Genomic DNA, 15,456 nt, shown 5'->3' on the forward strand with positions numbered 1-15,456 from the left:
GAAATAAAAACAACTGCCCTCACCCGGCACAGACGTTACCCATACGCGGCCGCCCTGCCCTTCTACCAGCAGCTTCAGTATGTTAAGGCCTATACCCGTGCCTTTTTCATTATCCTTATCCAGCTTTTCAAACAGGCGGAAAATACGGGTATTGTCTTTTTCCTCTATGCCCGGGCCATTGTCCTTTACATAAAACTCGTAAAATGCGCCCTTTAATGTTCCGCCCACATCGATCTCGGTTTCCTGTTTGTCGTTATATTTAATGGCGTTGCTCAGCAGGTTCTGGAACACCTGCCACAGTTTCTGCCGGTTGGTGTGCAGCACCGGCAGATCGGGCTGTATGCGGATGGTGACATGCCCCGGCAGAAAAAGCAGGCCGGTCAGCTGCTCCAGCAGCTCGTGCACATCCACCTCTTCGGCTGCCTGGTCCAGGGGATGATGGCTGCTGTATTCCAGGATGGCGGAGATCATTTCAGACAGCTGCATGGTAGAGCTGATGGCCATTTCGAGATAATTCACCAGGTCGGGCGTATTTTCCAGCTGCATTTCCTCCTTCAGCAATAACAGCAGCCCTGCTACGCCGGACAGGGGCGATTTCAGGTCATGCGCCACCGTATGCATAAAACGTTCGAGCTGGCTGTTTACCTGCTCTTTTTCCGCCAATGCCTGCTTCAGCTCCTGCTCATAGAAATACAGCCTTTCAAACACATCTACCTTGGCGCGGCAGATGTTTACGTTCAGCGGTTTAAGCAGGTAGTCTACGGCTCCCTGCTCAAAACCCATTATCATATCCTGCTCCTCCTTATTACTGGCAGTAACAAAAATAATAGCGATTTTGCGGGTGCCCGGGTCGGCCTTTAACAGGCGCGCTACTTCCAGCCCGTCTATATCCGGCATCTGCACATCCAGTAAAATAAGTCCTATATCATCATGGCGCAGCACTTCCCTGAGCGCATCGCTGCCGGATCCTGCCAGTATAAAATGCCGGTGCTCCGCATCCAGCATAGCTTTCAGGGAATGCAGGTTTTCGGGGCGGTCATCTACCAGTAGTATCGTAAACTTTTTCATCCGGTTCTCTTTTGGTTATATCATTAACTGATGGTTGCTGATTATTTAAGACGGTATATCCTGTGCTGCTGATGCACCGTTTCAAACTGCTCCCTTACGTCGGCGGCGTGTATGGCTTCTTTGGAGCCCAGGGCCAGGTAGCCATGCGGCGACAGGCTTTCACGGAACAGCTGCAGCACTTTTGCCTGCAGCTCGCGCCGGAAGTAAATGAACACATTGCGGCAGCATATGAGCTGGAACTCGTTAAAAGAGCTGTCGGTTACAAGGTTGTGCTGCGAGTAGGTGACATGCGCACGCAGCTCTTTTTTAAAGATCACGTTATCGTACCGCGACGTGTAGTAATCTGAAAAACCGGCCTGCCCGCCGGATTGTATATAGTTAAATGTATTCTGCTTCATGGCGCTTACCGGCACTATGCCGGCGCGTGCGCGCTCCAGGCTGGCGGGGTTCAGGTCTGTAGCATATATGCGCGCCCTGTCAAGCAAACCTGCTTCGTGCAGCAATATGGCCATAGACAGGGCCTCTTCGCCCGTTGCGCATCCGGCATGCCATATTTTAATGATGGGATAGGCGGCCAGCTTGGGCAGCACCAGTGTTTTCAGCGTTTCAAAAAATGCCGGGTCGCGGAACATTTCCGTTACGTTTACCGTAATGAACTGCACCATACCGGCCAGGAACGCGGCATCATTTACCAGGCGATGCTTCAGCTCAAATACAGAAGGCACTGCTTCGTTCCCCATAAAATGAAGAATGCGGCGCCGTACAGATGCCTGCATATAACCGGTAAAATCATACCCGTACTGCGTTTTCAGCATATGCAGCACTTCTGAAAAATCGGTATCTTCCAAATTATTGATCATAGGATAACGCTACTTATACCAACCATACACGCAGTAATGAAAAAAGCCTGCCACTATCTATCGGTTTGGCAATATAATCAGACGCGCCGGCAGCAATGCACTTTTCGCGGTCGCCGGCCATAGCCTTGGCCGTTAGCGCAATTACAGGCAAGCCGGCAAAACGGTCGTTGCTGCGGATGTGGCGGATGGCCTCATAGCCGTCCATTTCCGGCATCATAATATCCATCAGCACCAGGCTGGTATCGGGGTGCGCCTCCAGCTGCAGCAGCGCTTCCTTACCGTTGGTGGCAGTAACCACCTGCATGCCTTTGCCGGCCAGCAGGGCTTTTATAGAAAACAGGTTGCGCATATCATCGTCTACCAGCAATACCTTGCGTCCTTCCAGGTTTTGCTCATCCTGTACCGGGGCGTTGGCCAGCAGGGGCTCCTGCTTTATCTCCTTCACCTTAAACAGGAACAGCGCCAGCTCATCCAGCAGCCGGTCGCGCGAAAAGGACGAGTGGCGGATAATAGCCGCGGCGTCTTTCTTCAGCTGTATTTCATCTGTTTCAGAAATATCGTCGTCCAGGTACACAATCAGCGGCATATTTTTCCCGGCAATATCCCTTAGCTGCTGCAGCTGCTGTAAGCCCTGCTGCACATCATCGCCAATATCCAGCACTATGCCGTCAAAGCTGCTGCCGGGTATAATGTCGATAGCTTCCTGCAGCTGTTTTACATGCTGATACGCGGTACGCAGCTGTCTTTCGTCGCTCAGGAGCTGCAGGGCGTGTGCGTGCAGCTGCTCATTGCCGGATATGATCAGCACCTTTTTAAAATCTTTATGCAGGTGACGGCGAATGCCGGTAAACACCGCTTCCAGGTCGTTCATATGCAGCGGCTTTTGCGTATACCCCTGTACGTTATCACTGATCTGCAGCGATATTTCTCCCGACGAGATCACGTGTACCAGCACATGCTTCAGCTCTTCGGAGCTGCGGATCATTTTCAGTATGCTGTCGCCGTTTATCAGCGGCAGGTTCACATCCAGTATAATGGCAGCGGGTAAATACCTGCGGGCAAAGAAAAGGCCGTCGCTGCCATTGAGCGCCACCAGTGTTTTATACCCTTTTTGCCGGGCAAAGTCGCGCAGGATGGTGGCAAAGTTGGCATCGTCCTCTATGATCAGCACCACTGTATCGCCTTTGCCCAGCTGCTCGCGGTCGTCGGTTACGGGAGGTTTTTCCTGGTAGGGCAGCGGCGTTACAGGAGCGGCGGCGGTTACAGGAGCGGCTGCTGATACCGGCTGCTGGCTAATGGCGGCTATGGGTAAAATAACGGTAAAGGTGCTGCCCTCCCCTTCCCTGCTTTGCAGGCGTATTTCGCCGCCCAGCATTTTAACCAGCTCGCGGCTTATGGACAGTCCCAGCCCTGTGCCGCCAAACTTACGGCTGGTAGAGCCGTCGGCCTGCCGGAATGCTTCAAATACCAGCAGCTGCTTATCGGGCGGTATGCCCATGCCGGTATCGCTAACGGCTATATGCAAACCATCTTTATGCATATGGCATTTCAGGCGAATGGTGCCGCCGGCGGGTGTAAACTTGAAAGCGTTGGAGAGCAGGTTACGGATCACCTGCGACAGCCGTTGTTTATCGGTATTTATAAATCCAGGCACTTCCGGCCCTGTTTCTGTTACCAAGCGTATCTTCTTTTCTCCGGCCATTACGCTGAACAGCTGCTCCAGCTCCTGCACCATATCCGCCACAGACACTTGCTCTATATTGATCTCCAGCTTACCGGCTTCAATTTTAGAAAGGTCCAGTATATCATTGATCAGCTTTAACAGGTCGGACCCCGAACGGTGAATAATGCCGGCATATTCCATTTGCTTGGCCGTAAGCGTATGCTCCTTGTTCTCTTCCAGCAGGCGGGCCAGTATAAGCACGCTGTTCAAAGGGGTGCGCAGCTCATGCGACATGTTAGCCAGGAACTCCGATTTGTACCTGCTGCTTTGTTCCAGCTCCCGGGCTTTGTGGGCCAGCTCCTGCCGCGCCAGCTCCAGTGTCTGGTTCTTGGCATTCATCTCATCATTCACCTGCCGCAGCTCTTCTTCATGCACGCGCAGCTCCTCTTCAGACGACCGCAGTATTTCCGACTGCCGGGTAAGCTCATTATTGGTTTGCTGCAGCTTATCCTGCTGCGTTTCCAATATCAACTTCTGATCCTGTACGGTTTTAAGCAGGTCCAGTATTCTTGTTCTCGAAATAGCAGCCTGGAAAGCAATGGCAATGGCGTCTGTTACGCCTTTTAAGAAAGTAAGCAGCCTGGGGGGCACTGCGGTAAAGGAAGCCAGCTCCACTACGCCAATCAGCTGGTTATCTACCCGCAACGGCACGCACAGCAGCGCACCCATTTCGCCGCCTATGGTAGCAGCGCCTGTTTTCCAGTAACCGGCCGGTATATTTTCCAGCAGCTGTATCTCTCTCCGGGTAGCCGCTTCTCCTATTAAGCCTTCATGCAGCTGATAGGATGTTTTGGGATTTTCAGGCAGGGCTATGCCTGCGGCCAGCTTCAGCAGCTGTTCTTCTTCATCAAAATAGTACACGGCGCCTGCCGGCACTTCCAGGTAGTGCCCCAGCGTTTGCAGGCACCTGCTGGCCAGCTGCGCCAGGCCGGCCTCTCCATGCAGGCTTTCGCTTACCTGGCTGATACCGCTGAGCAGCCAGTTTTTTTCATTGGTATTTTCGTTGAGGCTTACCAGTTCCTTCAGCTTATACTTCAGCTCGCGCTGCGCAAGAATGCGGCTGTTCAACTCGCGGTAGCAAATGATCATAAGCACAATGGCCACTACCAATATTAAGGTGGTATTGATCACCAGCATAACAATGGCGCGGTTTACGGCGCGCTCGTTCTGGGTATTGCGCATGACCAGCAGGTTCCGTTCCATGGCAATAATTTCCGCAAGGGAGCTGTGCACTTTGTCGAGGTATTTTCTTTCCTGTTTTGTAATAGGTATCAGGTTGGCAAAAACGTAAGCGCTGTCATGTTTAATACCCAGGTCTTCCCAGAAATTCAGCAGGCTGATCATGCTGTTCTCAAGGTTGGTAACATGCTGCATTTCTTTTGTGTTATCCATTACCATGCCCTTCAATTCCTCTATCAGCCGCAAAGGCTTGCTGCGCTGGGCAAAGTAAGGCCCCAGGTACTGCATATCACGTGTGCTGCGGTAGGTGATACCGGCTGTTTCAATTTCGTATACCATACGGTTAATCTGCTGGCTGAGCGTAATAACCTGGTAGGTATGCCTTACCCATCCCGCTTCTGTACGCTGTCTGTTAAAGGTAATGTAGGAAAAAATTCCTGCTATGATCACTAATGCCAGGGCCAGCCCAAAGCCTGCATACAGGCCGATCTTCACTTTTGGTTTCATAAAATATGGTGCCGGTTATAAGGAGAATGTAATTTTACTGTTAACAAATATATACTTTAAATACGCAGCCAGCGCAGCATGCCCGCAATATTTCAGCGCGCTTCCCTTACACAAAGGTGGTATATGCATGCCCGTGAAAAGGGCTGCAGGCGCATAAAACAGGAGTGCTATTTTTTATTTTGAAATGATAACTTATATTCGATAAAATTTCTGTTAGGATAACGAACTGATATACCGCTAACACTTTATCAAATTATATAATGTTATAATAACCATACATCCCGCCTATGAAAGCAGTGAACGCTCAAGAATTCCAAAACACGTCAACATGAACAAGATCTTATTAGTTGAGGACGATGAAATAATGCCCAAGATTGTTGAGAGAATATTGCACCGGGAAGAGTACATTGTAGATCATGTGACCAACGGAAAAGAAGCTTTCCAGCGACTGGAAGACACCGGTTATGATTATGACCTTATCATCACAGATATATTAATGCCGTACGCCAGTGGCTTTGAGATCATCAGCAAGGTAAAGAACCGTACCGAAGGTAAACGTATTCCCGTGATCATTGTTTCCAACGCAGGTCATGAGGATATGGTGCTGGAAGGCTTTAAGCTGGGCGCGGATGATTTTCTGAAGAAGCCTGTGATGCCCGGCGAGCTGCTGATACGCGTAAAAAGGCTGCTGATGCAGTATAAATAATATTAGGTATGCGGGTACAATCCGCATTATTGAATACACATACTGAATAACTGATCCTATTGAAAAAAATGAATGTGCTGGCGGACGCTTTCTTTTCTGTACTATATAACCTGCGGTATGCGCCGCTGATCATACAGATCGCATGCGTATTTATATTCGTTGCCGTTATATGTACAGTAGTGGCCTACCTTTCCATACTGGTTGGCCGCTATAAAGGCCACCGGCGCGAGAAAAAGCTGGGTTCCCTGCACCCGCTGATCGACAACCTGCTGATGGAGCATGTGCTGCTGAATGAAAAGCTTACTGAAGACGATGTGGAAGCCGCTTTGCTGCCACTGGAAGCTTTTAACCAGCCGGTATTTAAAAAGAAGTGGGCGCGGCAGGCGCTGACCGACCGGCTGATCCACTACCGCAACAATGTAAGCGGCATTATGGGCGAACAGCTGCGCAACCTTTATATAGGGCTGGAGCTGGACAAAGCATCGCTGAAGAAAATGAAGTCGCGCAAGTGGAATAAAAAAGTGCAGGCCATGGCAGAGCTTACCAGCATGAACATGTCTATTGCCGATGTAACCATACTGCCGCTGACCAATAGCCGTAACCGTGAGCTGCGCGCCGCCGCGCGGCATGCCTACATTAAGCTGAGCAAGAACGAGCCTTTCAAATTCTTTGATGTGGCAACAGAGCCGCTGCTGCTGTGGGACCAGGTTGAGCTGTTTCGCATTATTTCCACTACCGACAAAATAGCCATCCCCAACTTTGCGCAATGGATCACCTACTCATCCAACAAAAGCATTGTATCTTTTTGCCTGAAGCTGGTAACGCACTACAACCAGCTGAGCGCGGTGCCGGCCGTGGAAAAGCTGCTGGACACCCGCGACCATTACCTGCGGGCCGATGCCATCAACTGCTTAGGCAAGCTGCGTATTGAAGAGGTGGAAGATAAGCTGGTGCGCATGTACAACAGCCAGCCGCTGAACTGCCAGATAGAGATACTAAAGGTGCTGGGCCGCATCAGCAGCGGTAAGCATGTTGATTTTTTACGGCAGGAATTTTTGCACGCTACAGATTTTGAGCTGCGCAAGCATGCTGCTAAATCTATTATCAATAACGAATGGGCCGCTAAAAACCTGATTACCGAGCTGGTAGACACTGCTACTGCCGAGAATAAGCGGATCCTGAAACATTGTATGAACCCTTTGATCAAATTCTGAGCAGCTGCATGAGCTTTTGGGAAAACATAAGGTATTTCTATGAAAACGCGGTATTTGTATATGGCACAGTGCTGCTGTTCATTTACGCCCTGCTGGCCATTTTTTCCATGATAGCCGTGCGCGCCTATGCAAAAAAAGACGAGCTGGGGCAGGATATTACGCTGATGCAATCGCCCCTGTCGCCCGGCATTACCGTACTGGCCCCGGCCTATAACGAAGGGCTCACCATTATTTACAACGTACGCTCCCTGCTTACGCTTAACTATCCCAAGTTTGAGATTATCATTATAAACGACGGCAGCACGGATAACAGCCTGGAGCAGCTCATAGCAACCTTTCAGCTGGTACCGGTAGACTTTGCTTACAACGTAAAAATAAAAACGCAGCCGGTACGAAAAATCTATAAATCCACCAACCCGGCTTATGCGCAGCTGATGGTGATTGACAAGGTGAATGGCAAAAGCAAGGCCGATGCTGTAAACGCCGGCATTAATGCCGCTACCTATAATTATTTCGTGTGTACCGATGTTGACTGCATACTGCACAAAAATACCCTGCTGGAGCTGATAAAACCTGTAATGCAGGAAGAAAAGAAACGGGTAATTGCTACCGGCGCCACCCTGCGCATTGCCAACTCCTGCGAGTTTGACCAGGGCGTAATGACCCGCATGCGCCCGCCGCGGAAGCTGCTGCCCCGCTTCCAGGAGGTAGAGTACATCCGCGCTTTTGTGCTGGGCAAAATGGGCTGGAGCCTGCTGAATTGCGTGCCCAATGTATCAGGCGGCCTGGGCCTGTTTGACAAGGAAGTAGCCATTCGCTGCGGCGGGTACGACCACAGCTCTTTCGGGGAAGATATGGAGCTGATGACGCGCATGTGCCGCTATGCATATGATAACAGGATGAACTACGCCATCCGCTACATACCCAAAACCCTTTGCTGGACGGAAGCACCGGAGTCTGTAAAAATATTTAACCGCCAGCGCACCCGCTGGGCAAGGGGTTTGGCGCAGCTGATGTTTGCCCACTTCCATATGTTCCTGAACCCGCGCTATGGCAGAATGGGCCTGATCATTTTCCCGTATAATTTCTTTTTTGAGCTGCTGGCGCCTATTGTAGAGGTAACCGGCATCGTTTATTATATTGTAATGATCTGCCTGGGCCTTATCAACTGGCCTACAGCCGTTATGCTGCTGGTGTTCGTATATACTTATGCGATCATGATCACCACCATTGCCATACTATGGGACCAGCTTACGTTCCGGTACTACAGGACCTGGAGAGAGGTTGCTTACCTGTGCATGACGCCTTTCATGGAGTTTTTCCTGTATCACCCCTTAATTGTGCTGTTTTCCCTGCGGGGCTACTATTATTTCCTCACAGGTAAAAAAGGCACCTGGGGCAACATGCAGCGGCGCGGTTTCAGGCAAAATGTGCCCAGCGCCAAAACAGCAGCGGTTTAACTATAAAAACAATAGCAGCAAACGTGGAGTTTATCAAGAATTTTTATGAAGGTTTTGTGTTCGTGTACGGCTGTACCATGCTGTTCTGGTATGCGCTGCTGGCGCTGCTGTCGTTACGGGGCATTATGCGCTACCAGCGCAAGAACAGCTATGTTGATTTTAATATTATGGTACAGTCGCCCCTGGCGCCGGGCATTTCTGTAATTGCGCCTGCATATAACGAGGGGGTTACCATTATTTCCAATGTAAGGTCATTGCTTACGCTGAACTATCCCCGCTTTGAGGTGATTATTGTAAACGACGGCAGCACAGACGATACGCTGGAAAAACTGATCCGGGAGTTCGACCTGCAGGAGGTGGAGTTTGCATATAACGAGCGGATAAGGTCGCAGCCCGTAAAACGTGTATTCAAATCCGTTAATATCGCCTACGACAAGCTGCTGGTAATTGACAAGGTGAACGGCAAAAGCAAGGCCGATGCCTCCAATGCCGGCATTAACGCAGCTGCCTATGATTACTTCCTTTGCACCGATGTGGACAGCATCATTGAAAAAGACACGCTGCTGCGCATGATAAAACCCTTTATGGATGAGGAGCATAAAAAGATAAAGGAAGTGGGCGAGCCCTGCCCCGAATGCGGGTATGTGCACGTGGTGGAAGACAGCGTACGTGTAATTGCCACCGGCGCTACCCTGCGCCTGGCCAACTCCTGTGAGGTGGATGAAGGCGTGATTACCCGGGTGCGGCCGCCGCGCCGATGGCTGCCCCGCTTCCAGGAAATGGAATACATCCGCGCATATGTGCTGGGCAAAATGGGCTGGAGCCTGATCAACTGCGTGCCCAATGTGTCCGGCGGCCTGGGCCTGTTTGACAAGGAAATAGCCATTAAAGCCGGCGGCTACGACAGCAAATCCTTTGCAGAGGATATGGATATTGTAACCCGCATGTGCACCTATATGATAGATAACAAGCTGAAATATGCGGTGCGATACATACCTACCTCCCAGTGCTGGACAGAAGGGCCGCCCAACCTCAAAGTGTTCAGCCGCCAGCGCACCCGCTGGGGGCGCGGTCTGGCAGAGATCATGACCATACACCGCAAGGTGATCTTTAACCCGCGCTATAAACGTTTAGGCATGGTTGTGCTGCCCTATAACCTTTTCTTTGAGTTCCTGGCGCCTATTATTGAGTTCACCGGCATCCTGTACTACATTTACCTGATTATAACCAACCAGATCAACTGGCCGTTTGCCACCATCCTGCTGGTGTTTGTGTACCTGTATTCCGTAATGATCACTACCCTGGCCATCTGGTGGGACCAGATGACCTACCGTTATTATAAAACCTGGAGAGAGGTAATGGGGCTGGCGCTGATGGCTTTCCTTGAGCCGTTTGTGTACCACCCGCTTATTGTATTTTTTGCCCTGCGCGGTTACTATTTCTTTATCCTGGGTAAAAAGCATACCTGGGGCAATATGCAGCGCCAGGGCTTTGGACAGCGAAAAACCACTACTGTTTAGACCAAACTGTTATACATGGCCAGTGCTATAAAATATCTGCTACCGGTTGTGCTGCTTTGCAGCTGCCTGCAGGCTGCCGCCCAGATATTCGGGAACAAGGGAAAAGATGCAGAAGCGCTGTATAATGAAGCTGTACAGCAAACAAAGCAGCAGCATTACCAGCGTGCTATTGAACTGTCTAAACAGGCGCTGGCCAGGCAGCCGGACATGGTAGACCAACAGCTGCTGTTAGGCCGCCTGTATATGCTTACCGGCCAAAACAACCTGGCGCGCAGGTATATAAAACAGGTGATCGGCGCCTCACCCCGTTACAGGGACGCCTACTTTTACGCCATTAACATAGAGCTGGCCGATAAAAAATATGAAGAAGCGGAATGTTATGCCGACCAGGCGCTGGGCTATTTTCCCAACGACCGCGAACTGATGCTGAAAAAGCTGGGCGTGCTGGATGCAGCACAGCAGTTTTACAAAGGCGACGCCTTTGCCACTACCCTGCTGAACACCTACCCGGAAGATACTACTGCGCGCAACGCCTATACCGGCCACTATTTGCTATCCGGCCATTACTACCAGGCGCAGGGCAATAATAACCAGGCCCGCGCCAGCTATGAAAAAGCGCTGATGATTGCGCCGGGTAATGAAGAAGCCCGAACCGCCATCACCAATATGTATATACGTAGCGGCAACTATGGCCCTGCGCTGGAACAGGTGAACGCGGAGCTAACCGTTAACCCGTCGTCGTACGGGCTGCTGATGCGCAAGCTATCCCTGCTGCAGGATATGCATAATTATGCAGAGGCTATTGCCGTGCTGCAGCAGGTACTGAAATATTATCCTAACGACAGTAAGGCCCGCGCCATGGATATATCGCTGCGCATGGAGGCAGCTGCTTATTATACGCAAACCGATCCTTACCTGCTGTACCAGGGCATCCTGGAAAAAGACCCCGGCAACCAGGAAGCGCTGGATAAGGTAATTGGGCTGAGCATGTCAAGAGGCGCCTACCGCGAAGCACTGTCGTGGATCAACCGCGGACTGCAGCAGCATCCTAATGATACCCGCCTGCTGGGATTAAAGGTAGATATGCTGGAAAGCGACCGCAAGTTTACCGAAGCAGCGGCCCTTGCCGGCCGCCTGTGGCAGGCCAGTCCCGGATCGGCGGGCCTGCAGCAGCACTATGTAACCCTGAAGGTAGCCAGCGGCCGCGATTACCTGGCGCAGCAGCAGTATGACCTGGCGCTGTCTGAATTTGAAATGGCTTTACAGGCAGCGCCTGCAGATACCACCGCGCTGGATATGATGGCCAATACCTACCTTTCGCAAAAGCAGCCCGCACAGGCGCTGCAGGTGCTGGAACAGGCGCTGCGTACTTACCCTGGCAATGCCCGCTTTCGCCTTAAACAGGCCGGCATACTGGCCAGCATGGGACGGTATGATGAAGCAGCGGACATTGCAGAACAGCTGCTGGCAAAATATCCCGGCAATCCAAAATACAAAGGCATACTAACTGAAATACGCCTCACAGCCGGCCGCATGCTGATGCAAACCGAAGAATATGAAATGGCCCGCGGACAGCTGCAGGCCGTACTGGCGCAGCAGCCGGATAACATGGAGGCGCTGAACTATCTTATTAACCTGGAAAGCGCCCTGCAGCAGCCCGACAGCGCATTGTACTATGTAAATACGGCGCTGCAATACCACCCCGACGATAAAGACCTGCTGCTGAAAAAAGCCGGTATGCTGAACGGGTTAAAAAGGTATGATGAAGCCGGCGCTATTACCTACGGCCTTATGCAGCGCTACCCTTTTTCCGCGAAATACCGGAACGCCTATACGGAGGGATTGCTGGCAGCGGGCCTTGCTTTTCAGCGGGATAATAAACCCGACAGCGCGCTGCATACCTTTAACCAGGTGTTGCAGCTCAACCCCAGGGACTCCCTGGCCCTGCTGTACAGCATCAATATCCTGGATAGCCGGCAGCAGTATGACAGCGCGCTGCTGTATGCCAGCCAGGGCATCCGTTATTACCCGGGCAATGCCGCCTTTTTACAAAAAAGGGCAGTAACGCTGGAAAACAAAAAAGACTATACGCAGGCAGCGCAGGCGGCCGACTCCCTGGCGCTGCTGCAGCACAGCGACGCCAATATTGATTACGCGGATTACCTGCGCAGCAAAACCCTGAAGAACCAGTTTGGCATGTTCTTCCTCCACTCCAGCTACGACTACAGCGATAATAAGTACAATATTGCCACGCTGGAATACCGGCATTACTTTAAACGCGGCACCTATGCCTTACGCCTGAACTATGCAGGGCGGCGGCAGGGCACAGGGCTGATGGGTGAAGCAGAGCTATACTATACGCACAGCAAACAGCTATATTCCTATGCCCTGGCCAGCTACTCCAATGAGCTGGTATTTCCTAAAGTACGGCTGGCGTACTCCCTCTTTACAACTTTCAAACATGGTATAGAAGCGGAGCTGGGCGCACGCTACCTGCAGCAGGCCGACAGCGGCAGCGTAGTATCAGGCGTAGCTTCATTGTCCAAAACCTGGAGGGATTTTTATGTGAACATGCGGGCTTATTTCATCAGCGACCAGCCGGACTTTTACACTTCGTTTAACCTGACCACGCGGTATTATATGAACAGGGGGCAGGATTATATTTCATTCATTGCCGGACTGGGCACCTCTCCCGACGACCGCAGCCGGCTGATACAGTTTCCCAAGCTGGCGGGGCTGCTTACCCGCAGCGTGGGCGCCGGTTACCAGAAAACATTCCGGTACCGCACTACCGTGGGATTATATGGCACCTGGATCAACCAAAAGATCAGCGACACGGATTTCCAGAACCAGTATGATATTTATGTAACGTTACAGCGCAGATTTTAATCACCATTCATGTACAGGTATATGCTTACAGGTTTGCTGTTGATGATGCTTTTCAGCCATACCGGCTGCGGCCAGGCGGACAATATAAATATTGTAACCAACGGCGCCTCCCGGTATGTGATTGTGCTGCCGGCCGATGCAGCTAAGAATGAAACCCACGCCGCTACTGTACTGCAGGATTATATCAAACGCATCTCCGGCGCAACGCTGCCGGTGGTGAAGGAAAATGCCTACCGGCAGCAGCCGGCCATTTTTGTAGGCAATACCGGCGCAGCGGAAAAGTTTAATACCGGCAGCATTAAAAATGAAGGTTTTCTTATCAGTACAGATGCGCGGGATATTTATATTAAAGGCGCGCGCGGCAAAGGCGTGGTGTACGGCGTATACACGCTGCTGGAAAAATACATGGGCTGCCGCAAGTACGCCAATATACCGGCCAACCTGCCTGCCGGCAGGAACATTCATGTGCCGGCGCATATCACCGATGAACAATCGCCGGTGTTCCAATACCGTGAAACCTACTACCCTGCGGCCTTTGATAATGAGTACCTGGAGTGGCACAAGCTGCACCGCTTTGAAGACCTGTGGGGCCTGTGGGGCCACTCATTTTTTAAGCTGGTACCACCATCCACCTACTTTGCCACCCACCCGGAATACTATGCATTGGTAAATGGCAAGCGGCAGGCCACACAGCTATGTTTAAGCAATGACGCCGTATTTAAGATAACGGTAGATTATTTACGCAAAGCCATTGCCAATAATCCCGATGCCCTCTACTGGTCTGTTGCTGCGGAAGACGGCGGCGGCTTTTGCACCTGCGACCGGTGCAGCCGCGTAAATGCCGCTGAAGGCAGCCCCACGGGCACGCTTGTACGCTTTGTAAACCGCGTGGCCGCTGTATTTCCACAGCAGCAGTTCACCACCCTGGCATACCAGCAAACCGCCCGGCCGCCACAACAAACCAAACCCGCGGATAATGTGTACATTATGCTTAGCAGCATTGATGCCTACCGGCAGCAGCCGCTGAGCACCGCCCCTTCCGCGGCCGCTTTCCGCAAAAACCTGGACGACTGGGGCGCCATCACCGGCAAGCTGTTTGTATGGGACTACACCACGCAATTCACGAACTACCTGGCTCCTTTCCCGGATTATGATAACCTGCAGCCTAACCTGCAATATTTTGCCACGCATAAAGTGAAAGGCGTGTTTTCACAAGGCAGCGCAGATACCTACAGCGATATGGCGGAGCTGAACAGCTACCTGCAGGCACAGCTGCTCTGGAGCCCTAACCAGCCCGCAGCCCCGCTTATTACCGCTTTTCTGGACGGCTATTACGGCAAGGCCGGCAAGTATATAGCGCAATACCTGCAGGCCCTTGGCAATACGCTGCACAGCACCAAAGCTACGCTGGATATTTATGGCAACCCCGTAAATAACCGCGCTGATTATCTATCGCCGGCAGCTATAAACACTTACGCTGCCTTACTGGATAATGCGGAAAAAGCAGTGGATGGCAACACCACGCTGCTGGCCCGCGTGCGCACGGCCCGCCTGCCCTTGGAGTACACGGTGCTGCAGCAGTCGCGCGCATATGGCACCGGAAAAAACGGCTACCTGGTACCGGATAGTAACGGTAATGGCTATATGATAAATCCGCGGTGGCCAGGCCGTGTGCAGCAATTTACCGAGCAGTGCAAACAGGCCGGTGTAAAGGAGCTGTCGGAAGGCGGCATCAACCCCGATGCCTATGCACAGGAATGGGCAGCCGTGCTTGCACGCAGGTGGGTGAACAGCCTGGCCTTCCGCGCTCCCGTGCAGCTGCTGCACCCTTATGCGCCGGAGTACCCTGCCAATAAAGAACAAACGCTTACAGACGGGCTGGAAGGCAGCAACGACTTTAGCAGTAACTGGCTGTTCATTTACGGCAAAGACCTGAGCGCCACCATAAACCTGGGCGCCGCCAAAACAGTGCAACAGGTAAGCGCTCACTTTTTGCAGGACCCGCGGCATTATATTTTTAACCCCGTGCAGGTAACAGTGGAAACTTCGCGGGATGGCGTTCACTTCAACACAGCCGGCACACAAACCCTGCCGCAGCCTGCTTCAGAAGACTATACGGTACAGCGCACCCCCTGCAGCATCCGCTTTACAGCTATACAGGCACGGTATATACGTATTACCGCACAGTGCCCTGCTATACCGGCCTGGCGGGCAGCGCCGGCAGGCAGGCTGGCAGCAGTATGTTGTGATGAGGTGTATGTGGAGTAAGCGCCGCAGGCGCAGGCGATTATTAATAAAAACATAACATTGCTGTGCACCGCAGAAAGAGT

9 protein-coding genes are annotated in these 15,456 nt (G+C 51.8%); 6 read left to right on the forward strand and 3 right to left on the reverse strand.

The window, feature by feature from the left end; genetic code table 11:
- The 3 genes from VFS25_RS06700 to VFS25_RS06710 form a co-directional block, all read right to left on the reverse strand.
- Positions 1-1,068: sensor histidine kinase (locus VFS25_RS06700; RefSeq protein ID WP_326461354.1), on the reverse strand; the 1,068-nt coding region annotated here is incomplete at its 3' end.
- Between the two features lie 41 nt (positions 1,069-1,109).
- Complete coding sequence (locus VFS25_RS06705; RefSeq protein WP_326461355.1) at positions 1,110-1,928, reverse strand: protein-glutamate O-methyltransferase CheR; 819 nt, start codon at positions 1,926-1,928, stop codon at positions 1,110-1,112.
- Between the two features lie 13 nt (positions 1,929-1,941).
- The gene (locus VFS25_RS06710) at positions 1,942-5,337 is read right to left on the reverse strand and encodes a response regulator (RefSeq protein ID WP_326461356.1); all 3,396 of its coding nucleotides are present in this window, start codon (positions 5,335-5,337) and stop codon (positions 1,942-1,944) included.
- Between the two features lie 328 nt (positions 5,338-5,665).
- Between VFS25_RS06710 and VFS25_RS06715 the strand changes: the two genes are divergently transcribed.
- Genes VFS25_RS06715 through VFS25_RS06740 form a run of 6 tightly spaced genes read left to right on the forward strand, consistent with a single transcriptional unit; the run spans position 5,666 to position 15,394 of the window.
- Positions 5,666-6,043, forward strand: a complete 378-nt coding sequence (locus VFS25_RS06715; RefSeq protein WP_326461357.1) for a response regulator transcription factor — start codon at positions 5,666-5,668, stop codon at positions 6,041-6,043.
- A 59-nt stretch (positions 6,044-6,102) separates the two neighbouring features.
- Positions 6,103-7,257 carry a HEAT repeat domain-containing protein gene (locus tag VFS25_RS06720; RefSeq protein ID WP_326461358.1) on the forward strand — a complete coding sequence of 385 codons (1,155 nt, stop codon included), beginning with the start codon at positions 6,103-6,105 and terminating at the stop codon, positions 7,255-7,257.
- An 8-nt stretch (positions 7,258-7,265) separates the two neighbouring features.
- Entirely contained in the window at positions 7,266-8,717 is a 1,452-nt protein-coding gene (locus VFS25_RS06725; RefSeq protein WP_326461359.1) for a glycosyltransferase, read from the forward strand.
- Between the two features lie 23 nt (positions 8,718-8,740).
- On the forward strand, positions 8,741-10,237 hold the full coding sequence (locus VFS25_RS06730) for a glycosyltransferase family 2 protein (RefSeq protein WP_326461360.1): 1,497 nt from the start codon (positions 8,741-8,743) through the stop codon (positions 10,235-10,237).
- Between the two features lie 15 nt (positions 10,238-10,252).
- Entirely contained in the window at positions 10,253-13,126 is a 2,874-nt protein-coding gene (locus VFS25_RS06735; protein WP_326461361.1) for a tetratricopeptide repeat protein, read from the forward strand.
- 9 nt (positions 13,127-13,135) lie between these two features.
- The gene (locus tag VFS25_RS06740; RefSeq protein ID WP_326461362.1) at positions 13,136-15,394 is read left to right on the forward strand and encodes a DUF4838 domain-containing protein; all 2,259 of its coding nucleotides are present in this window, start codon (positions 13,136-13,138) and stop codon (positions 15,392-15,394) included.
- Positions 15,395-15,456: the final 62 nt, after the last annotated feature.

Source organism: Chitinophaga sp. (assembly GCF_035761305.1).
Lineage (GTDB): Bacteria > Bacteroidota > Bacteroidia > Chitinophagales > Chitinophagaceae > Chitinophaga.

What these genes read in the sequence shown, in the direction of transcription:
- VFS25_RS06710 (WP_326461356.1), bottom strand. Translation starts at nt 5,337, where the DNA reads ATGAAACCAAAAGTGAAGATCGGCCTGTATGCAGGCTTTGGGCTGGCC.
- VFS25_RS06715 (WP_326461357.1), top strand. Translation starts at nt 5,666, where the DNA reads ATGAACAAGATCTTATTAGTTGAGGACGATGAAATAATGCCCAAGATT.
- VFS25_RS06705 (WP_326461355.1), bottom strand. Translation starts at nt 1,928, where the DNA reads ATGATCAATAATTTGGAAGATACCGATTTTTCAGAAGTGCTGCATATG.
- VFS25_RS06740 (WP_326461362.1), top strand. Translation starts at nt 13,136, where the DNA reads ATGTACAGGTATATGCTTACAGGTTTGCTGTTGATGATGCTTTTCAGC.
- VFS25_RS06735 (WP_326461361.1), top strand. Translation starts at nt 10,253, where the DNA reads ATGGCCAGTGCTATAAAATATCTGCTACCGGTTGTGCTGCTTTGCAGC.
- VFS25_RS06725 (WP_326461359.1), top strand. Translation starts at nt 7,266, where the DNA reads ATGAGCTTTTGGGAAAACATAAGGTATTTCTATGAAAACGCGGTATTT.